Raw genomic sequence first — 20971 nt, forward strand, 5'->3', positions numbered from 1 at the left:
AATCAAGAGCGATGCGCAGGCATTGGCAGAAAAAATCGGTGACTTGGTGTTGGAAATTCCAGCTAAAGCAAGTGAAACTGGAAAAATATTTGGTTCTGTAACTTCTACTCAATTGTCGGCAGCCTTGGCTAAAGCCAACCCTGAGTTCGAAGACATTGACCGTCGTAAAATCTCATTTGACAGCAAATCTGTTAAAACTTTGGGAGAATACGAAGCTACATTAGATTTGCATAGAGAAGTAAAACACACTATCAAATTCAAAGTGGTAATCTCTGAATAAGGAACCACCAATTACTTATTTAACACAAAAGCATCCAACCGGGTGCTTTTGTTGCTTTAGCCTATCTCATACACTCACTATGGATCACTTTCGTACCACTTTCAATATAGCCCCCAATCCTTTAGACATTGACTTGCATACGCCAGTTTTTAGCATAGGCTCTTGTTTTGCCAATGCAATGGGACAACGCCTACAACAAAACAAGTTTACTGCTTGTGTCAATCCATTTGGAGTTATATTCAATCCTTTGTCTATTTTTAAACTAATCAATGCAAGCCTATCTCGAGAAAAAGCAGCAGCGTTGATGAACGATGCGGCAATGGTAGAGCAACAAGGGGGATGGTACCACTATGATGTACACTCAGATTTTTACGCAAATAATGCGACAGCCCTCAGGCAAAAGTTACAGCATACTTTAGATACTACCCAACAGTTTTTACAAAACACCCAGGTAGTTATTTTGACCTTGGGTACAGCCTATGGTTATTTTCTCAAAGAGCATCGTTCCATTGTTGCCAATTGCCACAAGGTACCCCAACAATTTTTTGACAAACGTTTATTAACCGTTGAAGAGATTGCCCAAGGTTTTGAAGAAACTTACCAGGCTTTACAAAACATCAATGCCCACCTGCAAGTAATTGTAACGGTAAGCCCAGTGAGGCATATCAAAGATACCATTCCGTTAAATCAGGTCAGCAAAGCTACCCTCAGGTTGGCTTGCCATCAAATAAGTGAAAAATTTGCGCAAGTAGCATATTTCCCTGCTTATGAGTTATTGTTAGACGATTTGCGGGACTATCGCTTTTTCAAGGCAGATATGATTCATCCCACACCAGTGGCAGAAGACTATATTTGGCAAAAGTTTACCCAGGTTTTTATGAATGAGCAAACCCTTGCTTTTCTGAAGCAATGGGGCAAGATCAGACAAGCATTAAATCACCGATCTTTTCAACCTGGATCGGCAGCTCACCAAAAGTTTTTGCAAAAGTTACTTCAGCAATTAAACGGTTTGAAGGCAAAAGTAGATGTAACCGAGGAGTTGGCGCACGTAAAACAACAAATACTATAAAAAAAGCCCAACAAAGGTTGAGCTTTTCTATCTGTACAATGAGTTCAGGTTTATTCTTTGGCGAAGGTTGTTACAACTTCTATATTGGTAGTTGTTCCGTCGCTGGTGGTCGATGTTATCACTGTATACTGCATTGTGTTATCATCAATCAGCTTAAAGTTCTCAGTTACCTTTACGTTGTTAGCAACAGCAGAGAATTTTATTTCATCACCATCCAAACGCCACGAACCTTTAATATCAGTATCTGACGAACTACACTTTATTTCTCCAAAAGTTTTCAAATAACTATTATCTGCATTAAAAACTATTTTGTTGTCAAAAAGGCAAGGTGCAGTTGAGGCAACAGCTACCTCTTTTGTCACCACCTTTACATTAGTAGTACGCCAGGTTCCTATAAATTTTTCCTGGGTTGTTTTGGCAGTAGTGCTACCAGGTGTCGGATCTTCTTTTTTGTTTTTGCAAGCACTCATTGAAAGGGTCATAACAGTTAAGCAGGCGATTAAATATTTGATTTTTCTCATGTGAAAAACAGTTTAATTAAATATGATAATTACATTAGTGATCTGGAAAAAATAAGGTGTGCCAATTCAAGAAAATATATTGTTCTCAGACGATTCAAAAAAAACGGTGCATAGCCAAAGCTATGAAGCTTTTTTTTTGAGAAGAATGAGGGCAATAGATACACTTTAATGGCTCAAATTATTTATGAAAGATCACTTTTTGTACTAAATTCACTGAGCCATACGCGTTGATATACCGTCGGGCGAGGTGTTCTTATACGTAATGGTATAATGGTAATACAAACCTCATCTGTAGGTATATCAAAGAGGTCTGTCAGCTACAAAGAAGAGGGGGGAAAAACAATTTAAACTGATCAAGTAGAGAACATTGGTAGAGCAGAGAGTACCCCAAAAAAATAGCAGGTCTAATCTAAAAATCAGACCTGCTATTGTCAAGTTTTGAGGTATGTGGGCGATTCACTAAAATACTTCTTGATGCAAATAGTCAAAAATAGTTTGGGCAATCTTTATGTTGTTGACCTCTACATTGTTTGCCTTAGCACGAGCCGTTTTTACTGCTTCCAACAACTCTTCTATTCTTTGAATAAGCATTTTCTTTTGAGTAACTGTTATTTTACCCGAAAAATAAGTGGTTTCATATTTACCTACCTGAAAATCAAGGTATAACAACTCGGTTTGGGCGGGATGTTTTTCGGTAGCTTCGTATTTCACAATTACTTTAGGGCGCTTTACACTTCTAAACTTTACCTCTTCATCTGTTTTATACACTCCCTTCTGTGAGTCAAACTCCCACTTTTTGGTATGGTCTAAAGTAGGAATTGCCTGGTACATTTCCTTGATTTTGGCAAGGTGGGCTTCCAGGGCCAACAACGAAGTAGCCGAAAAAGTACCAAAATTGGTTTCTCCTACTATCAATTCTGATTTAGCAACATTAGAAGCATTGGTTTCCTCTTTAGAGATGTGGGCGTCTATGCCCGATACGATAGCGTCAAGGGCTGAATCCAGTTTTTCTTTGACCGTATTCACTATCTCTTTGTTTTCATCAGGTATTTGTTCTGAGTCCTCTTCTAATGGGACATATCGCTTGACCATCCCATCAAAATGGGTTTCTTTTTTAGTAAAAGTGTTTTTTGCTTCGCCAATGGCTTGATTAGATTTATGTTTACGGTCTTGCTCAACCGCTAGTAATTCATGGAGTTTGTTTGCCATTTTTTTAGGGTAATTAGGTGAATATATAAGCCACAATATACCAAGAAATCAAATAGATACAAGTAAGTTACACGTCAGATTTTAGATTTTCTGGTGTAGGTTTTTGGCAGTGTTTGTATGGGCTTGTCTTGTCTCAAAAATAGATATTTTCTTCAACATCCGTTTTTTAATTTTGATTATTTACTTTGTTGATTGATATTTACTAACTTTGAGTTGATATACTTTAAAAATCACCTTCTATTACAATTTAACTAATCAATCAACAAACAGACCTAGACATATCATTATGGAGTATCTATTTACCACAGAGGCAGCAATTAGCTTATTAAGCCTTACAGTATTAGAAATTATACTTGGGGTTGACAACGTGGTATTTATCTCAATTGTATCAGGTAAACTCCCCGCAGAGCAACAGCCCAGAGCCCGAAACATAGGTTTAATACTTGCCATCATACCTCGTGTGTTATTGTTGTTGGCAATCTCGTGGGTACTTACCTTGACCCAAGACCTGGTAGACCTTCATTTATTTGGATATCGTTTCGAACTTAAAGGAAAAGGACTTATTTTATTAATAGGTGGAATATTTTTGATCTATAGCAGTACCAAAGAAATTCACCATAAGATGACAGGCAAAGATGAGGAAGGGGGGAAGGCAGGAACAGCGTCATTCAGAAAAGTTATTTTATCTATAGTGCTGTTAAATATTGTCTTTTCTTTCGACTCTGTATTGACTGCGGTAGGACTTGCCAAACACGTAGAAATAATGATCATAGCAGTGATTATATCTTCCCTGATTATGATGGGGTTTGCGGGCAAAATCAGTGATTTTGTAAATGCCAACCCAACGGTAAAAGTGCTGGCGTTGTCGTTCTTATTAATGATTGGTATGTTATTGATGGCAGAGGCTATCGAGATCAACGGACACGAAGTAGAAGTGCCCAAAGGGTATGTGTACTTTGCTATGGCATTCTCTCTGTTTGTAGAGCTGCTAAACCTTAGAATCTCAAAAACAAACGAAAACTTAAGGCAAGAAGAGTAATTATCTAAATCAAAGAAGCGAGGATGTTTGAAGGTAACCCCATGGATGGGCAAACACGTCACTCACCTAAAAGCTTTTTGCCAGAAAGTGAGAGAATGCAAACCCTGCTTATACTTGTTTTCAGAAGACTTAAGGTGAAGTATAAGGAATACAACACCTGCTTTTTAGTCATGGGTATAGTTACCCAAAACAGTGATAAAAATAAAGTATACCAATAAAGATACGCTGTTCAATATAGTTATTTTTAAGCTAAGTACACTGTAAATTAAGTAAGTTGTCATTTAGTTCGAGTTTATTTTGTTTGCTGGCGATCTTTACAAATAGAGCATAGCCAAAGCTACGCGATTTTTGTAAAGAGAAGTCAGAGGGCAAAAGAAGCCGAAAAAAGCATAAGATATTTATTTTACAGTGTACTTAGTAACGGTTGAAAAATAAAATATCTTTTTGCAGCACATCAATGAAAATAGAAAGGGAATTAGCAATGCATTGATGGTTTTATTTTTTAGATTTCTTATGAAGTTCAACTCAATTCGTGAATTATACCAGCTTTATTTTAGCGAACGTCCTGCCACCCTGGATGTCCATCAATTTACCTTATTGGTAGAGTTTTTTCCCACCGTGCTTGTTGTTTTAAGCGATGGAGTGCTGGACGATAAAGAAAAAACTTATATCAAACGGTTGGCTGCCAGTGTAGGTAATATTTTTATGGAGGATGGGTATGCCCCTCAAAAGGCAAAGGAACTTGCGGTTATTTTTGGGGCAGAGTTTGAATACCTCATTCACCATCAGGACGAATGGAAAGACCAGTTTTTAAGTACCTTAAATGCACACTTAGAACGATTTCCTGAGCAGAAAGACAACATACTGGATACCATTTATCTTTTTGCTGAAGCATCTCAGGATCTTCAGTCTCCAGAAAAAGATATGATACTATTTTTGAAAGATGCCCTCAATCTGGAAGAAAATATATATTAAAAACACAGAAAGTTAGCCATTGTTTGTCAATGGCTAACTTAAATATACTCCAAAAGTAGCCTCATCATTTAATTCTGCCGTAATATGTTCCTTAAGGGTTGTAGATAGCTCGTATCCCACATAATCTGCCGCTACTGGAAACTTCTTATGACTGCGGTCTACCAACACGGCTATTTGCAGTTTTTCTACCCTTACATTAAAAAAAGGTTTAAGACTATAGGCAAGCGTACGTCCAGTGTTCAATACATCGTCTATCAATACCACCGTTTTGTTGGTAAGGTCTTCGGGTGGGCAATCCAGCGAAACATCTCCTTGAGTAGGGGTGGTTTTATTGAGACTTACCTTTACCATAGTGGGTGGGCGATTAGTGATTTGGGTAAAAGCTTTTTCCAGCATTTCGGCAAACAAATAACCACTTTGCCAAATTCCAGCAAAAACAATGTTCTCCTCTTGAAAATTATTTTCGTAAATTTGGTAAGCTATACGAGTAGTTTTTTGTAAAACCTGTTCTTTGCTTAATATAAGGTTTTGTTGCTCTAACATACACTCTTTTTTGAGTAATGACAAAATTGTTATACTGTCCAAAATTAAAGAAAACCATCTATTTGAAATCAACTTATGCTAAAAAAGTTAGAAAATACCTGGCTCGCCGATTTCTTTTCTTTGATATTCCCCAATTATTGTCTGGGTTGCGAAGCACCACTCACTAAAGGAGAGAAACAGTTGTGTACACGTTGTCTTTACGATTTGCCCCAAACCAACTATCATTTGCACAAAGACAATGTGTTGTCACAAAGGTTTTGGGGGAGGGTACCCATAGAGTATGCCTTCGCTTATTTAAAGTTTTCGAAAGGAGGGAAGGTGCAAAAAATCTTACACGAACTAAAGTACGACCATAACCAAACGATAGGCGAGATGGTAGGCAATTGGTATGGTCAGTTATTGATAGATGCAGCCTTGGCAAAACTGGATGGCAAGCAAGAACAAATATTTGATCTGATATTGCCTGTACCCTTGCACAAAGCCAAACTTAGAAGTCGAGGATACAATCAAAGCGATTGTTTTGCCAGGGGGTTGTCAGCTATTACCGATATACCCTGGTATGCAAATGTGCTTAGACGAAACAAAGCTACTAAAACCCAAACCAAAAAAGGGCGTATAGACCGCTGGAAAAACGTAGATAATATCTTTGAAGTGCTCAGGCCTGAGCTGGTAAAAGGCCAGCATGTTCTATTGGTAGATGACGTAGTGACCACAGGAGCTACGCTGGAAGCTTGCGCCAATAGTTTGCTCAAGGTAGGCACTGCCAAAGTAAGCGTTGCTACTATAGCTGTAGCCCTTTAAAAAAAACTTTTCTTTTGCAGGTTTTCTGCAATCCATTGCTCAAAATTCAAATAATCAAGACACTGATTTCGCTCTTTGGGTGAGCTGCCAACAAACAACTCCTCCTGAAGTTTGCCAAAAAGGTGTTGAAACTTATCTGGGGGTTGAGTACATATTTTCGAAAAAAAACTGAGCAACTTCTTTTCAAAAGTGGCTAACACCTTTTTTTCTTTCTTCAAAAATCTGCGGCAAGCTTCTACCGCATACTTAAGCACTATAATATTGCCTAGCTCAAAGTGTATAATAAGGTGAAGAAATCGAGTAAAACTTTGCAAGTCCTGACGCGAAGAATCAAACTTTGTAGCAAATATCATATTGAGCCACTGCAAAGCCTCAGGGTATTGCTTTTGCCTAAAATAAAGGTAAGCAAACTGGTAGTAGAAACATAACAAGTAATCGTCAGGAACAAGCGTAACCTGTGTTTGCAAAAAATCAGCTATTTCAGGAATCAAGGCTACCCCTGTTTCATAGGCATCAGTATCACGATAAAGTTCCAGCTCTAGGTTGTAGGTATGCAACTGTACCTTTAGATTGGCAGCAGTCACTGTTTTTACCTTATATTTGCTAGCAGCTGCCCTTATTTTTTGTAATAGCATCGGTATTGAGTCATATTGTTTCATGTCAAGCAACAACCCCACTTTATTGTTCAAGGCAGTAAGGTAAGCTCCCAAGTCTTCGGTGATATGTTTAGGGTTTTCTTCCAGTACTCTTATCAGGTCATCCACCACTTTTATTGCCTGTGTATAATCTTGCTTTGCCATTACATAATATGCCATCAATATATGATGATACAGTTTTTGTGCTTGTATGGTGTCAGCCTTGCTGGTATCTTGAAACCACTCATCAGTAAGCAGACTGTCAGGTTGATTTTTGTAAGGGGCAATGCGTTCGAACAAATTGATTGTCCAATCCCAATAATGGTGAAGATGGCTAAGTTTGGTCAGACACACCGTATTTTCTGAGTGTATGGCATTCAGCATTTTGCTTGAGTTTAAGCCAGCAGAGGTAGCAAGGCACAGCCGCCGTTTCCAACGGTTGACATCAAGTAGTAAATGCAAACACTCGTATTCCTGAGCCATGTGGCATGCCTTATTGATTACATCTTGGCATTGGGTGTACAGCTCTTTATGAAACAAAATTTCTATGTCTTTGAGCAAATCTCTCAACTCACTTTCTTTGGATAGTTTTGCGTGAAAGTTTCTGAGGCTCTTAAGAATTAATTGCGAAAGGTAGTTTTTAGTCACATGTAACTGCTTCGTAAAAGCCTGCTTCACAAAATATTGCTTGATAGCTGCTTCATCATAACTTTCCTGTTTGTCTATTGCCTCAAACAGCAAAAGGTAATTGTTGTGCTTTTGCTTGTCTCCTTTAGTGCTTGACGCAAATAGTTTAAAGTAGCGTTTTTCTGCCTTGGTGAGCGATTTTATTAGTAAAAACAGATTTTCTTTTTTAGACATAGACTTCTACGTTTTGAGCAAAAAATATGGCTATTTATGCCAATAAAAACAAGTTTTGCTGGCTTAGAAGTTTACGTTTTTTAAATATTTGCTATTATTTTTAGCGATTGCTCATTTATATTTACATCAACTAATTAAACAATCTCTATTATTTTTAATAAAACTAATTATGGCAAATGCAATCAATTGGTTCGAAATTCCCGCCAATAATCTTGAACGTGCGGTTGAGTTCTACAAAGCGGTACTGGGTGGCGAGTTTCACCAACAAGAAACCAACGGTGTAAAAATGGCTTTTTTACCAATGGATGGTCAGGGACAGGTAGGAGGTGCCCTATGTAAAAGCGAAATGCATATACCTTCGGCTGATGGAGCAGTGGTTTATCTTAATGGAGGAAAAGACCTGAGTACCCCTTTGTCAAAGGTGACCACAGCCGGAGGAGAAGTAGTCATGCCCAAAACAAAAATATCAGATGAAATTGGCTACATGGCTTTTTTTATGGACACAGAGGGTAACAAAGTAGCCTTTCATTCGCCTAATTAACCGCTTAATATTATTGAGTTACCATCAAAAATTGTAATTTCAAGTATTATCAAGAGTTTGTAATGACAAGCTCTCAACCTCAAAACTTTTAAAAATTATGACTACTAAAGAAATCGCCCAAAAGTACGTAGAATTAAACCGTACTGGACAACACATGCAGGCCTTGGAAGACTTATTTGCTAAAGATGCAGTAAGCATTGAGCCCAAAGGCACACCTACAGAGCACGCAGAAGGTTTAGATGCCTTGAAAAAGAAAAATGAAGAGTTTGCTACCATGGTAGAAGAAATGCATGGAATGGAAGTATCAGATCCCATAGTAGCTGATAACTTCTTTAGTTGCACCATGAAAATGGATGTTACCCTCAAAGGTATGCCGCGTAACCACATGGAAGAGGTTTGTTTGTACCATGTAAAAGATGGTAAAATTACATCAGAACAATTCTTTTATACGCCACCTTCTATGAATTAAAAATAGACTTATCATCCCCCTTGCCTTATCAAAATAGTCACAAGGGGGATAACTTTGATTTACTTCAATAAAAAAGCTACCGAAACCCAAAAGTTTCAATAGCTTATTAAAGTCCTGCCAATGATACGATATACCTACTGGTTGATCGTTTCAGAGTCTTTCTTTATATTAGTATTTAGCACTTCCTGTGTTTTGTTGCGTTGGGTCAGGAGGTAAATAAGCGCAACCAGCAATACCAAAATGAGGGCACCTAACCCAATGATAATATATAGAGACATATTGTTTTTAGAGGTTTCACCTTTGGCTTGGTTCTGCAATTTATCTATGTATGCATACAACCCAAGTAACAAACGTGCAGTATTGCTGTTTTCACCCAAAAAGTCTTCATTCTCCATGGCTTTGTGTAAAATGGCTTCAGCTTTCTTGTACTGCCCCAAGTGACTATACAATTCGCCAAGCTTCTCAGAGACCCGACTAATGCCTGCAATGTCCTTAGCTTGTTTTTTATAATCAAGTACTTGCTCATAAGTACTCAACGCATTTTTGTAGCTGGTTTCGTCTCCCAGGCGATAGTAAAAATCAGCGATGGCTTCCAACGCCTTCATAATACTCTGCTTATCTTGTAAATTTTTATAAATCTTCAATGCTTTTTGATAGTCGGCAATGGCTGTTTTAGCGTGATGTAATTCTTGATATTCTATAAATCCGTTATTCATCAACGCATCTGCTATTCCCTTATCATATTTGGCTTTTTGAGCCATTTCTAAAGCTTGTTTGGCCAAAAAAGCGGCCTTTCCCTGATGGTCGCGGCTATATTCATACACTAGAGCGTTTAAAGTGTTTATCTCCGCTTTTATATCTTTATCTTTTACCAATCGCCACATACGGTTTAGGCTATCAATCTTAGCACAATTTTGTGCTTGAACCTGGGGCATTAACACGATTGTAATTAGAATAAATAGCAATATCTTATTCATGATTATATAGATTTGTATCGCATATTTGTTTAAATGCAATAGGTTGATTTGATATATGGTTGACGAAAAGAGGTTTTTATACTTTCACAAGTGCAAAATTTTTACCAAAAACTTGTTATTTTGGAAAAAAACATAAAGTAGAACACTCAACGTACTTTCAGATATGTTCCCCAAAAATCAGGTAAAGCAGCTGGTTAACAGTTTATTAACTATTTCAAAACAAAACCCTTTACCACTACATGCTGAGCACATACATTTGCTGGTAGCTCAACTATTACACTACCACCAACACCAAACCTTACATAAATTACCCTATTTTATCGAAGAGTGTACACCTGCCATACAGCCGGGTATCACCCCATTTTATACAGCACTTTGCCATTGGTTAAACAACCCAGAAGAAGGTACTCAATTGTTGAGCCAGGCTTACAAAAGTGTTAGTATCAATGACTTATTGTTAATTTTAGGTCAAAGGCGTACCCCGGCAAGTATCACTACCGAACAAGCACTGCCCCCTTTAAGAAAACACCTGTCAACAGCATTTAGCACTTATCATAAACAACATACCTTGAGTGTGGGTGCCCGTGCCTGGTGCAAACACGTAAACCGTTCTGAGCAAGAGTTTTGGGGAGTAGTAAAGGGAAATGATGAAGAAAAAAATAAAGCAGCAGAAGAGTTATTAAATCACCTACTTGACAATACAACTTGGTGGAATGTGTTTGAGCATTACAAGCATGATTTGGTCTATGAGGTTCGTTTGCCATCAGGTCATGGGGCACGGTGGAGCGTAGGTGATATGAGGTTTATAGGGTTTTTGGAGCCATTTATTGAACAAGCATAAAAAAAACGGGCAATTTTTGATTGCCCGTTTCTGATATATATAATAAATATTTTCTACATCTTTTTTAGTAGTAATTGGCCTATTTCGGGGTCAGCCATAATAGACTTAAGGCTAGGATTGCTAGAGCTCACCAGGTCTTGTGCTGCAATTAGTCTCATATCATTGGGCAAAAAGTCCATCTTGAGAAATTTCTTAATATTATCTATCTGGCCTTGTTTAAACTTAGCCTCTGCTATAGTCAGATAGTTAATTAACCTGGTACAAATTACAGATAAGATGTCTACCCGTTTGGTTTTTTGATCTACCAAACCTTTTATTTTTTGGTAAACTTCTTTTTCAAAACTTTTGGTATTAATAATCTCTTCAGGAGTAATCAGTTTAGACAAGTCATTGTTTAGAAAAGCCATAAATGACGTCACTGTATTGCTATCCAAACAGGCATCAGCCAACATTTTTACCAGTCCAAGTTCTTTCTTTAAATCTTTAAGAGGTGAAATGTTTTCAAAGAATTGCACCAACGTACGGGGAGTGGTTCGTTCTCCTGTTACTGCCTCTGGGTAAGTAAGTACAAAACTGATTCCACGGGGGTCTACTCCATTTTGTTCGGCCCATAATGCCCATTTTTTCACATCAAATGTCAATGTAATGTGCATCATACGTGTAAGCATGGCAAAATCCATAGGGGTGACTGAGTAGTCGCCGCCGCCATCTGGGTTAGCCGTAAGAATGATATGCCATTTTTCGGGCAGTTTCCAACTTACCAACTCATAATTTTGGAGCAATTGCATGATACCTCGGAGTATACGGTCATCTGCGCGGTTTACATCATCAATTAATAATATGCCAGGACCTTCTTCTCTTGGAACCCAGTCAGGTGGAATAAAAACAGTGGAATTATCTTTTTCAGAGCTATTGTTGGTGTTAATAGCAGGCATTCCCAAGAGGTCACCCATTTCTTCAAATTGTGCGGGAGCTATATAAGTAAACTTGTATCCATTGGCTTTAGCAAAATTTTCTACAGTTTGGGTTTTACCAATACCGTGTTCCCCCCAAACACAGATAGGGGTTTTAAGTCTACCGCTGTTTTCAGCAATTTCATTGGTGGTTAAAGTATGTTTTACAAAGTTTATTAGTTCCTCAGTGTTACATTTTGTTCCGTAATATATATAACTGTTGTTTTTCATGTATTAAGTATGAAATGGTTTATTGCCGTACTAAAAAAGTGTTCTTTAAGATTCAAAGTTACACTTTTATACATACAATGAAAATAACTAAGAAGTTATATTTTTCTCACTTAAGAGAAGAAGAAATGTAGAAATTAAGAAGGGTAAAGATGGGTTATTGTATAATTTTTATGAAAACTAGTATTTAGCAGGGTAGATAATTTCGTTAATTATATGGATCAATAACCCAAAGCATGCTTGAAGGGAACATTTAGGTAGCAGGGTATTTCTTGCCTCGCAATAATTTGCCACAACATTTGCAAACAAATGGTTTTTGTAATTCATCAGCCATTATGTTTTTATCAAATGTAATTTCATCATTTGGTTTGAGGTCGTGTTGTGCCATTACTTTGCGTCCCACTATTTTAGCCGAGGGAGTACAATGATGATTGATGTATTGAGTATACGCATCTTCTATGTGTTTGGCTTTGCTTATTTGTATAGAAGTACTGGTTGCATCGGCTTTTATTGGTCCTCTAAGCTCGAACAATAACTCTCCTTTTTTGTAGGGACGTTCAGTATAAAGACCAATGAAACCATTGCTTTCTTTTAAATGCATGATTTTTTGAATGTTTATAATATTGCTTATATGCTATTTTTCTAACATAGCAAGAGGCAGTAGGAACCTTATGAAGGGCATGAAGTTTAGCTCAGGTGGCTATTGATATTCATCCAGCTTTTGAGGTCTTTGCCTAAAATAAACACAGGATAAGTGATAGAACCAAGGTAGTCAATACCTTCGCCCATACGTTGTACATGAACCCCTTTTACACGATAAATGCGGTATGCCATTGCGTCGGCCTCACCAATAATCATGTTGTGTTCTTCCTGGGTCACCACGTTGTAGCATTCCCACATGAGTTTATCCAGGATCTGCACTGATGACAGTTTGGTCTCAGCAGCCTGAAGGGTGTACTTGTTGATGGCTGTGCGTCCCATATGCCAAAAGTCTCTTGTAGGGATGTTTCCCATTTCAAAGAATTCTTTTAAGTTATAATTGAATTCTGTTTCGATGGCAAAATCTAAAGAGGGAACTTTTTTGGTTACTTTTGCTCCTCCTACAAATTCTCCTTCATGGGTTTTGAAAGCAAAGTAGTAAGAATGCTCAAATTGTTCTTTATCTTCTTGAATCATATGTTCCAGTTCTCCATCTACTGGCTCCCAGCCATTTCGTTTTTTGTAACTGTCAACATATACATCATATACAAACTTTGAATATTTTTCCAGGCTTTTGCGACCTACTTGACAAAATATTAAGCCATCAATAATACTTAATACTTTATCTTCTGTCAACGCCTGATTTTTAGCAGTCGATTTTTCGTTTATTGAATACATTTTATAACTCAAATTATCAGTTTTTCTAAAAAAATATAAATTCTTGAAACCTTTTTTTTGCCTTACCGTATTTCCTTGTAAGGTTAATTATATCTGATACCTTATACCCTTATTATTTATTTTGTTGCAAAGTAACGACAAAACCCGCGTAAAGTAAAGTCAAAATTTAATATATCTTACATACCATATTTTTTCATCAAATTTATTTAAATCAGCCTTTAGTAGTACAAAAAATACGACATGACAAATATTCGTCAAGGCCATGAGTATATATACCTATGTGTAAATAGGTGTAGGTATATATAGTTAACTTGCTATTTATTTTGTATAGCTAAACATTTGAGTTTAATATATTACTTATCTTACATTTGCCTCGCAAACAATAAATGAGGGTTTGGGAATGTTTTTACACTTAAAGCATCCATCTACAAATATTAAAACACCTGCAACAATAGTTAAGGTAAGCCTAAGCAATATGTTCAATGTTCACTCTTTGGGCGCAAAATAGGGGTTTTGAATACTGCACTTTGTCACGAAAATACTTTAACGATGCTAAACTCTTAAACTTCTCAGTTTTCCACTCGGAACAAAGTTTTTACACCTACTTTAAATTCATATCTTTTTATTAAAATAAGCCAGGAAAATAGCTGTTAAAGTTAGCTTGAACCTTCCATTATTTCTTGTTATACACTTGAGGATTGTTTGGTATAATTAAGTAAGCTACCTCACTTACTCAAAATTAAACGGGTGAATTACGGGAACTCTTTCTTTTTACTTACCAATCTTATCTAACTCAAAAGAAGCTGTTTTTTCTTTAAAATTCTTTTGTTTGTGAGGTTTTGCTTCAATGTCAGTACTTTAGGGAATGTTAATAAAGGAGTTGATGTTATGTACTGTCCTCAAAAGGCTTGATTAAATGGCTATATTTTTCTGCGGTGCATTGCGAAACAATATAGCAATATAACCATCAAAATAGAGGTGCTTAGAAGGATTTGCGTAACTCCCGTAAAATAATAGCTTTGTGTATTAAAACCGAACAGTGGTGTTCTATTCAGGACGATTATGTTTTATTTAAGTTTATTTATGTGTTTGATAGTCAGGGGTTTAATTAGCGGGCACTTATTTTGACTTAATCGCAAACACATCATGAACAAAACCATATTTCCATGTTAAAAAACTATCTTGTAATTGCGATGCGCAACATGCTTAGGCATAAGTTTTACTCTCTGTTAAACATCTTGGGGCTTGCCATTGGGCTAAACGCATTTTTGGTGATTATGCTATACCTAAATGATGAAAAAAACTATGATCGCTTTAACAAAGACATTGATCAAATTTTCCGGGTGACTCAGACTAATATGTGGGACAAAGATAGCCCGTTGTATCTTGATGCCGTAGGGCCGGCTGTAGCGCCTACAATAAGAACAGAAATACCTGAGGTAGAGGAGGTTTGTAGGGTACACTCGGACGGAGACTATTTGGGCGTTTATAAAGACAAACAGACTAATAATTTAATATCTTTTGACGAAAAAAAAATATTGATAACAGAGGCTAACTTTTTAAAAGTATTTTCTTACCCCTTGAAAGAAGGAGACCCTGACAAAATATTACACAAGCCCAACCTGGTAGTGATTAGTCAAGCTACAGCCCGAAGGTATTTTGGCGACAAGCCAGCATTGGGTAAAACCATTCGGTTAACCAAGGGTAAATATGACCAATTATTTGAAGTAAGTGGGGTAATAGATAACAAGCAGGGACAGTCACATATGGATTTTGATATGTTGGTGTCTATGTCTTCTTTTAACACCATAAGAAAGCGTGAGTGGATATGGATTTGGACTACTTTTGTGACTTATATCAAAGTGAAAAAACAAGCTTCGCTCGCTGAGCTACAACAAAAGCTGAAAGTTTTGCCTGAGAAACATGCAGAAGCATCTATTAAGCGAATTTACGGACAAAGTTACAAAGATTTTATAGGAGAATATAAGCCTTGGTATCTGCAAGCTCAACCTTTAGGCGATGTTTATCTTCAGTCTACTTATGCAGGCAATAGATTGGGTGCTCAGGGCGATATACGCTATTATTACGTGTTTTTAGCGGTAGGTATTTTAATTATTGTATTGTCTTGTATCAATTTTATGAACCTGGCAACTGCCAGAGCTACCCAAAGAGCCAAAGAAGTAGGCATACGCAAGGTATTGGGGTCAGAAAGAAGCTTACTTGTATGGCAGTTTTTAGGAGAAGCATTTATTTTTACTTTGCTGGCCACTGTATTGGCTTTAGTAGCTACAGAGGTAGGTTTAGGTTTTTTCAATCAGCTTACAGGCAGGGAGTTGAGTATAATGGTGTTGCTACAACCTACTTTTTTGTTGTCTGTGATACTTTTGCCTATAGTAATTGCCTTATTTGCGGGCGGGTATCCAGCGTTTTATATGACTAGGTTTACACCTGCCGATGCGCTCAAAGGCAAAATGAATAGTGGCAGAGAGGGGAGAAGCTTGAGAAATGGATTGGTAGTGCTACAGTTTAGCATATCTTGTGTGTTGATGATCTCCTCACTTGTGTTGTTCCAACAGCTTAAGTATTGGCAAACCAAGAAGTTAGGATTTGATCACAAACAACTGGTAGTGGTGCCAAAAGTAGAAAGGTTGGGTAACCAACTTGAGACTTTTCAACAAAAACTACTGCAGCATACAGGGATAGAGCAAGCTGGTTGGTCTGATGCGTCACCCCCTAATATATGGATGCAAGACCACCTAAAAGCCGCTGAAAAAAACGCCATTAAAATTCCTGTAAACATTATTAATACCCACGCTGATTACCTGAAGGCTTTGTCGCTGAGCGTTTTAGAAGGGCGCTTGTTTTCTCGGCAATTTTCTAAAGATACCAGCCATGTGATAATGAATGAAACAGCTGTGAAAGCCATGGGATGGAAGGTGCATCAGGCAGTAGGTAAAAAGTTGGTATATGGGGGCGATGCAAACTACTTTTATAAAGTGATAGGGGTTGTAAAAGACTTTAATTTTACTTCTTTGCAGCAAAATATCGAGCCTTTAGCATTTTTTCACCTAGGAGCAAACCTTTATGCAGGTACTCACCGTCATCTTACATTTAGGGTGAATAACTCAGCAGATGTGTCTCAAGTGTTGAGCTACGCAGAAGGTGTATGGAAATTGCTTGCCAAAGATCTGCCTTTTGAGTTTCAGTTTATGGATGGGCTATTCAGAAGAGCATATCAGGCAGAGCAGCGGGCTTCAGATATATTAATGATTTTTACGGGCTTGGCGTTGTTTATTGCGGCTTTGGGACTGATAGGGTTAGCCACGTTTTCGGCAGAGAGAAGAACCAAAGAAGTGGGAGTTCGTAAAGTGTTGGGAGCTAGCACATTACAGATTTTTACTTTGCTATCAAAAGAATATGCAAAGCTGATATTGTTGGCGTTGCTCATAGCTGTGCCATTGGCTTATTTGATGATGGATCGTTGGTTACAGGACTTTACTTACCGGGTGACTATTGATTGGCGAAACTTTTTATGGACAGCTATAGTAGCCCTGTTAGTGGCGGGTGTTGCCGTGGTATATCAGTCAGTTAGAGCGGCCTTTGTCAATCCGGTAGAATCGTTGCGGGATGAATAGGTATAAAACGAAAAATTGACTTTACCAACCTCTTTGAACACTCAAAGGGGTTTTTTTCATGCACAAGTTTTGCTACATTTAGCTTTTTGAGCACTGCTTTAAAGTTATGTCTTAGGTTTGGTTTGAATAAATTTTAAGTTGTTGAGAATGAGTCAAACGGTTGCCTTTGAATTTAGGCAAGTTTCAAGCGTTTATTTACACGGTAAAAATCAAACAATCAACTAATTTTTAAAACAATGCTCCTATACTCAGGTATTAATTACCTGTAAACTTATAATTTTTGAAAACGATTTTTTATTGATGAAAGCAGCAATTTATAACCATAGACTTTGGGTAGAAGAAGTATCCCCCCAGGTTTTGAAGAAATCATTTGATCATGTTTTAACTGAAAGTGGTTTCACGATATTAAATTTTATGGAGCATTTTTTTCAGCCTCAGGGCTATACTGCCATATGGCTGTTAGGCGAAAGTCATTTTGCCCTGCATACCTTCCCCGAAGAAAATAAAACTTATATAGAACTGAGTAGTTGTAATGAGCAAATGTATGATTTGTTTATAAAACTGATCAAACTACCTGTATTAAAAGAGTCTTAAAAGGATGGACTGGTTTTGCCCAACATACACAACGTTAGAACTAAAGGCGTGATGCTGTTGCAAACAACATTAATATATGCCATAGCTTTAGATTGATGTAATATGTATTATAGTGGTGAATACCTATTGTTCTGAGGTAGTACTTTAGATATATTGAATGTTTAATGATGAACGAAAGACTAAGTTTGCATTACCTTTCAATGTAATACCAGTTCTGCCCAAACTTAAATTTTATGTATTACCTCCAAGAGAAACTATATCAATTAGTTAAGGTAGATAAAAGTGTGTTTGATTTTGTAGTGACCACATCTAACCAGGGTTTATGGTGTTTGCAGGTAAAACCACCACAGGACCAATGGGTAAGCGAAGGGTTTTATGAAACTTTCGAGGATCAAATAATTGAAAAAAAAGTGTGGCAAGCACTGGTAAAGTCAAAAAACAAACAAGTCATACAGCGTAGCCTCGATTACTACCAAACAAACGACGCATTGCCTTACTTGCAGTTTGAGCTATGCTATACGCTTCAAAATGGTCAAGAGTTATGGGCTACTACCCAAACGCTGGTAACAAAAGACTTATCGGGTGTACCGGTATTTTTGATGGGAAAAGTACTAAGAAAATACCTTAAGTCACCTAATCATCGTAATTCTGCACCTGTGTTTGCCCAAGAGGGTACTATCCAGTCAAAACAAAGTGAAGGTACCTGGCCATTTCAAGATAAAGAGTTGAGCACTGCAACGAAACACTTGTTGGAGAAAACAAGTGCGATGGCAAAGCTGGGTGCCTGGGAGCTTAACCTGAACACTCAGCAGGGATTTTGGTCACATACAACCCGGCAAATATATGAAGTACCTGATGGCTTCGTGCCAACTGCTGATCGCATGTTAAACTTTTATAAAGCAGAAAGTAAAGAGCAGGTAAAACACCTGATTGCTCGTTGTATCAGGTCAAAAGAGGTGTTTAGTGAAGAACTAAAGGTGGTGACAGCCAAAAAACGCGAAGTATGGGTGAGGCTAGTGGGGCAGGGAGAGTTTGAGGGGGAGCAATGTCAAAGAATATATGGCACTGTTCAAGACATTAACGAACGCAAACATCAAGAGGAAGAAGCCAAAAAAATAAATACTCGCTTAGCGTTGGCTACTCAAACCGCTCGCGTGGGTATTTGGGAATACGATATTGTCAGTAACAAACTCACCTGGGACGACTCCATGTTTGAGTTGTATGGATTAAAATATGAAGATTTTGATGGGGTATACAGTGCATGGGTGGGTTTGTTGCACCCCGATGATGTACAAAGGGTAGAAGAGGAGGTAGCCTGGGCGATTGAGGGAAAAAAAGAGTTTGATACAGCGTTTAGAGTAGTTTGGCAAGATAGCTCCGTGAAGTATATCAAGGCTTTGGCACGGGTGCACAACGACAGTCAAGGCAGTGCTTTGTTTATGATTGGGACAAACTGGGATATTACCCACGAGAAACTGGCCAGCGAAAAACTCAAAGAAGCTAAAAAGCAAGCAGATACAGCTAATAAAGCAAAGTCGGAATTTCTTGCCAATATGAGTCATGAGATTCGTACCCCATTGAACGGAGTTATTGGGTTTGCAGACTTGCTGCAGAGAAGTAAACTGAATGAAACCCAACAAAAATATATTTCCACTATTTATCAATCGGCCACTTCATTGCTTGACATTATTACCAACATTCTCGATTTTTCTAAAATAGAGGCAGGCAAACTCGACCTTATGGTGGCTAAAACAGATTTGTTGAACTTAAGTCAACAAATTATAAATTTGATCAGGTATCAGGCACATAAAAAAGATCTGGAGGTGTTGTTGCATATAGACAACGACATACCAAGATTTGTATGGATAGATGAGGTGAAAATGAGGCAGGTATTGGTCAATTTATTGAGCAATGCTACCAAGTTTACAACCGAAGGTGAAATAGAGTTGAAAATAGACTTGCAGGAAAGGCTCGACGAAGAAATGGTTGTGTTGAGATTTGCAGTAAGAGATACAGGCATAGGTATAGCACCCGAGAATAAGGGTAAAATTTTTGAAGCATTCTCACAGGAAGACTCATCTACTACCCGAAGGTTTGGTGGCACAGGGTTGGGGTTGAGTATTTCTAATAAATTACTTGATTTGATGGGGAGTAGACTTTTGGTAGAGAGTATTACAGGGCGTGGAAGTGTTTTTTACTTTGATATTCCAGTAAAGGCAACAGTAGATGCTGCCATTGGTAAAGGAGGGTGGCAGAATATAGAAGGAATTGAAAAGGTGTTGATTGTTGATGACAATAAAAATAACCGGCAGATTTTGGCAGAAATGCTCACAATTAAAGATATTGAAGCAGAAGAGGTAACCAATGGGTTGGATGCGTTGGAGCGACTGGCTGCTGGCAAAAAGTATGACATTGTATTTGTTGACTATCATATGCCTTTTATGGATGGGCTGGAAACAATTAAAAATATTAGACAAGAGTTGGCAATTACAGCACAAGATCAGCCAATCGTTTTGTTTCATAGCGCCTCAGACTACGGTGAATTTACAGGTGACGTTGGTGCCTTAGATATTCAACAACAACTGATCAAGCCAGTAAGCATAGAGCAACTCTTCGAGTGTTTGGGCAGTTTACATAGTTTAAAAGAAGTGAGCGAGCCCAATGTTGTAGAAATAACGCAGCATTTGATGGATTTGTCGATAAAAATGCTCATTGTAGAAGACAATGCGGTAAATATGCAGTTGTCTAAAGTCATTGTACAAGGAATAATGCCAGATACAACAATAGTAGAAGCCTGTAATGGGCAAGAAGCCATTGACGTATGTAAGCAAGAATTGCCAGATTTTATTGTAATGGATATTCAAATGCCTCAAATGAATGGTTATGAGGCAACTACCTACATAAGAAAAATAAAAGGAGCTGAAAATACACCCATTATAGCACTTACTGCTGGCACTCTCAAGGGAGAAAAAGACAGGTGTTTGGCAGCAGGCATGAACGATTATATTAGCAAACCTATTGTAAAGCATGAATTTGTTCAAATGATTAACAAATGGGTAATTTCTGAAAAAAACATGGATACCAAAAATCATTTTAACCAAGAAGCTCTTTTAGAAACTATAGGAGATAATCCGAAAGTAAAAGAGAGAATTTATGCCAAAACAAGGGCTTACCTTGCTACTGTAATACCTGATATTCAAGCAGGTATTGTCAGTCAAAACTTTGACGCGGTAAAAGCCTCAGCGCATACCCTCAAAGGGGCATCAAGGTCAATGTATTTGGGCAAGCTTGCCCAAATGGCTGAAAAACTGGAAGGGGTAACCAATATGAATCCGCAAGAAACTGATGAACTGGTGGAAGCCATAATACAGGAAATTAACTATATAAAAACTTTGATTTAGGGCAAAAAAGGGCAGAATAACA

General features: G+C 37.7%; 19 protein-coding genes. 11 read left to right on the plus strand and 8 right to left on the minus strand.

Annotated elements, in window-relative coordinates:
- Together M23134_RS30960 and M23134_RS30965 are read left to right on the plus strand one after the other, a co-directional pair.
- On the plus strand, positions 1-280 hold a 280-nt coding region (locus tag M23134_RS30960; RefSeq protein WP_045114691.1), incomplete at its 5' end, for a bL9 family ribosomal protein.
- Between the two features lie 79 nt (positions 281-359).
- A complete protein-coding gene (locus tag M23134_RS30965; protein ID WP_002703361.1) occupies positions 360-1349 on the plus strand; it encodes a GSCFA domain-containing protein in 990 nt (329 codons plus the stop codon).
- 50 nt (positions 1350-1399) lie between these two features.
- On the opposite strand, the gene M23134_RS30970 is transcribed toward M23134_RS30965, so the two are convergent.
- Both M23134_RS30970 and M23134_RS30975 read right to left on the minus strand, forming a co-directional pair.
- On the minus strand, positions 1400-1870 hold the full coding sequence (locus tag M23134_RS30970; RefSeq protein WP_157558737.1) for a lipocalin family protein: 471 nt from the start codon (positions 1868-1870) through the stop codon (positions 1400-1402).
- A gap of 459 nt (positions 1871-2329) precedes the next feature.
- Positions 2330-3079, minus strand: a complete 750-nt coding sequence (locus M23134_RS30975) for a DUF7873 family protein (protein ID WP_045114693.1) — start codon at positions 3077-3079, stop codon at positions 2330-2332.
- 286 nt (positions 3080-3365) lie between these two features.
- Between M23134_RS30975 and M23134_RS30980 the strand changes: the two genes are divergently transcribed.
- Both M23134_RS30980 and M23134_RS30990 read left to right on the plus strand, forming a co-directional pair.
- Positions 3366-4118 (plus strand): TerC family protein, encoded by a 753-nt coding sequence (locus tag M23134_RS30980; protein ID WP_002703367.1) that lies wholly within the window; start codon positions 3366-3368, stop codon positions 4116-4118.
- A gap of 513 nt (positions 4119-4631) precedes the next feature.
- Positions 4632-5093 carry a hypothetical protein gene (locus M23134_RS30990; RefSeq protein WP_157558738.1) on the plus strand — a complete coding sequence of 154 codons (462 nt, stop codon included), beginning with the start codon at positions 4632-4634 and terminating at the stop codon, positions 5091-5093.
- 33 nt (positions 5094-5126) lie between these two features.
- On the opposite strand, the gene M23134_RS30995 is transcribed toward M23134_RS30990, so the two are convergent.
- Positions 5127-5636, minus strand: a complete 510-nt coding sequence (locus M23134_RS30995) for a phosphoribosyltransferase family protein (protein ID WP_045114694.1) — start codon at positions 5634-5636, stop codon at positions 5127-5129.
- Between the two features lie 75 nt (positions 5637-5711).
- On the opposite strand from M23134_RS30995, the gene M23134_RS31000 reads away from it, so the two are divergent.
- Positions 5712-6437: a ComF family protein gene (locus tag M23134_RS31000; RefSeq protein WP_002703375.1), complete on the plus strand. Its 726-nt coding sequence runs from the start codon at positions 5712-5714 to the stop codon at positions 6435-6437.
- On the opposite strand, the gene M23134_RS31005 is transcribed toward M23134_RS31000, so the two are convergent.
- A complete protein-coding gene (locus M23134_RS31005) occupies positions 6434-7933 on the minus strand; it encodes a hypothetical protein (RefSeq protein WP_002703378.1) in 1500 nt (499 codons plus the stop codon). The genes M23134_RS31000 and M23134_RS31005 overlap by 4 nt on opposite strands.
- A gap of 169 nt (positions 7934-8102) precedes the next feature.
- On the opposite strand from M23134_RS31005, the gene M23134_RS31010 reads away from it, so the two are divergent.
- Both M23134_RS31010 and M23134_RS31015 read left to right on the plus strand, forming a co-directional pair.
- Positions 8103-8474: a VOC family protein gene (locus M23134_RS31010; RefSeq protein WP_002703380.1), complete on the plus strand. Its 372-nt coding sequence runs from the start codon at positions 8103-8105 to the stop codon at positions 8472-8474.
- 97 nt (positions 8475-8571) lie between these two features.
- Entirely contained in the window at positions 8572-8943 is a 372-nt protein-coding gene (locus tag M23134_RS31015) for a nuclear transport factor 2 family protein (protein WP_002703383.1), read from the plus strand.
- A 134-nt stretch (positions 8944-9077) separates the two neighbouring features.
- Here M23134_RS31015 and M23134_RS31020 read toward each other — a convergent pair whose 3' ends face one another.
- Entirely contained in the window at positions 9078-9920 is an 843-nt protein-coding gene (locus M23134_RS31020; protein WP_157558739.1) for a tetratricopeptide repeat protein, read from the minus strand.
- Positions 9921-10083: 163 nt separating this feature from the next.
- Between M23134_RS31020 and M23134_RS39190 the strand changes: the two genes are divergently transcribed.
- Positions 10084-10761, plus strand: coding sequence for a hypothetical protein (locus M23134_RS39190; protein ID WP_002703387.1), 678 nt, complete (start codon positions 10084-10086; stop codon positions 10759-10761).
- Between the two features lie 53 nt (positions 10762-10814).
- Here the strand turns inward: M23134_RS39190 and M23134_RS31030 are convergent, their stop codons facing one another.
- The 3 genes from M23134_RS31030 to M23134_RS31040 form a co-directional block, all read right to left on the minus strand.
- Positions 10815-11945 carry an AAA family ATPase gene (locus M23134_RS31030; RefSeq protein ID WP_002703389.1) on the minus strand — a complete coding sequence of 377 codons (1131 nt, stop codon included), beginning with the start codon at positions 11943-11945 and terminating at the stop codon, positions 10815-10817.
- Positions 11946-12195: 250 nt separating this feature from the next.
- Positions 12196-12543, minus strand: a complete 348-nt coding sequence (locus tag M23134_RS31035; RefSeq protein WP_002703398.1) for an SET domain-containing protein — start codon at positions 12541-12543, stop codon at positions 12196-12198.
- 86 nt (positions 12544-12629) lie between these two features.
- A complete protein-coding gene (locus M23134_RS31040) occupies positions 12630-13319 on the minus strand; it encodes a hypothetical protein (RefSeq protein ID WP_002703401.1) in 690 nt (229 codons plus the stop codon).
- Between the two features lie 1166 nt (positions 13320-14485).
- Here M23134_RS31040 and M23134_RS31045 point away from each other — a divergent pair.
- The 3 genes from M23134_RS31045 (at position 14486) to M23134_RS31055 (ending at position 20949) form a co-directional block, all read left to right on the plus strand.
- A complete protein-coding gene (locus M23134_RS31045) occupies positions 14486-16954 on the plus strand; it encodes an ABC transporter permease (protein ID WP_002703405.1) in 2469 nt (822 codons plus the stop codon).
- Between the two features lie 300 nt (positions 16955-17254).
- A complete protein-coding gene (locus tag M23134_RS31050) occupies positions 17255-17548 on the plus strand; it encodes an S-adenosylmethionine decarboxylase family protein (RefSeq protein WP_045114696.1) in 294 nt (97 codons plus the stop codon).
- A 233-nt stretch (positions 17549-17781) separates the two neighbouring features.
- Complete coding sequence (locus M23134_RS31055; protein ID WP_002703409.1) at positions 17782-20949, plus strand: hybrid sensor histidine kinase/response regulator; 3168 nt, start codon at positions 17782-17784, stop codon at positions 20947-20949.
- The last annotated feature ends 22 nt before the right edge of the window (positions 20950-20971 follow it).

Origin of the sequence: Microscilla marina ATCC 23134 (assembly GCF_000169175.1) — a bacterium.
Taxonomy (GTDB): Bacteria; Bacteroidota; Bacteroidia; order Cytophagales; family Microscillaceae; genus Microscilla; species Microscilla marina.

Excerpts from the sequence above, each read along its gene's own strand:
- M23134_RS31055 (WP_002703409.1), top strand. The coding sequence starts at position 17,782 with ATGTATTACCTCCAAGAGAAACTATATCAATTAGTTAAGGTAGATAAA.
- M23134_RS30990 (WP_157558738.1), top strand. The coding sequence starts at position 4,632 with ATGAAGTTCAACTCAATTCGTGAATTATACCAGCTTTATTTTAGCGAA.
- M23134_RS30965 (WP_002703361.1), top strand. The coding sequence starts at position 360 with ATGGATCACTTTCGTACCACTTTCAATATAGCCCCCAATCCTTTAGAC.
- M23134_RS31035 (WP_002703398.1), bottom strand. The coding sequence starts at position 12,543 with ATGCATTTAAAAGAAAGCAATGGTTTCATTGGTCTTTATACTGAACGT.
- M23134_RS30975 (WP_045114693.1), bottom strand. The coding sequence starts at position 3,079 with ATGGCAAACAAACTCCATGAATTACTAGCGGTTGAGCAAGACCGTAAA.
- M23134_RS31000 (WP_002703375.1), top strand. The coding sequence starts at position 5,712 with ATGCTAAAAAAGTTAGAAAATACCTGGCTCGCCGATTTCTTTTCTTTG.
- M23134_RS31010 (WP_002703380.1), top strand. The coding sequence starts at position 8,103 with ATGGCAAATGCAATCAATTGGTTCGAAATTCCCGCCAATAATCTTGAA.
- M23134_RS31045 (WP_002703405.1), top strand. The coding sequence starts at position 14,486 with ATGTTAAAAAACTATCTTGTAATTGCGATGCGCAACATGCTTAGGCAT.
- M23134_RS30970 (WP_157558737.1), bottom strand. The coding sequence starts at position 1,870 with ATGAGAAAAATCAAATATTTAATCGCCTGCTTAACTGTTATGACCCTT.
- M23134_RS30980 (WP_002703367.1), top strand. The coding sequence starts at position 3,366 with ATGGAGTATCTATTTACCACAGAGGCAGCAATTAGCTTATTAAGCCTT.
- M23134_RS30995 (WP_045114694.1), bottom strand. The coding sequence starts at position 5,636 with ATGTTAGAGCAACAAAACCTTATATTAAGCAAAGAACAGGTTTTACAA.
- M23134_RS31005 (WP_002703378.1), bottom strand. The coding sequence starts at position 7,933 with ATGTCTAAAAAAGAAAATCTGTTTTTACTAATAAAATCGCTCACCAAG.
- M23134_RS31015 (WP_002703383.1), top strand. The coding sequence starts at position 8,572 with ATGACTACTAAAGAAATCGCCCAAAAGTACGTAGAATTAAACCGTACT.
- M23134_RS39190 (WP_002703387.1), top strand. The coding sequence starts at position 10,084 with ATGTTCCCCAAAAATCAGGTAAAGCAGCTGGTTAACAGTTTATTAACT.
- M23134_RS31040 (WP_002703401.1), bottom strand. The coding sequence starts at position 13,319 with ATGTATTCAATAAACGAAAAATCGACTGCTAAAAATCAGGCGTTGACA.
- M23134_RS31030 (WP_002703389.1), bottom strand. The coding sequence starts at position 11,945 with ATGAAAAACAACAGTTATATATATTACGGAACAAAATGTAACACTGAG.
- M23134_RS31020 (WP_157558739.1), bottom strand. The coding sequence starts at position 9,920 with ATGAATAAGATATTGCTATTTATTCTAATTACAATCGTGTTAATGCCC.
- M23134_RS31050 (WP_045114696.1), top strand. The coding sequence starts at position 17,255 with ATGAAAGCAGCAATTTATAACCATAGACTTTGGGTAGAAGAAGTATCC.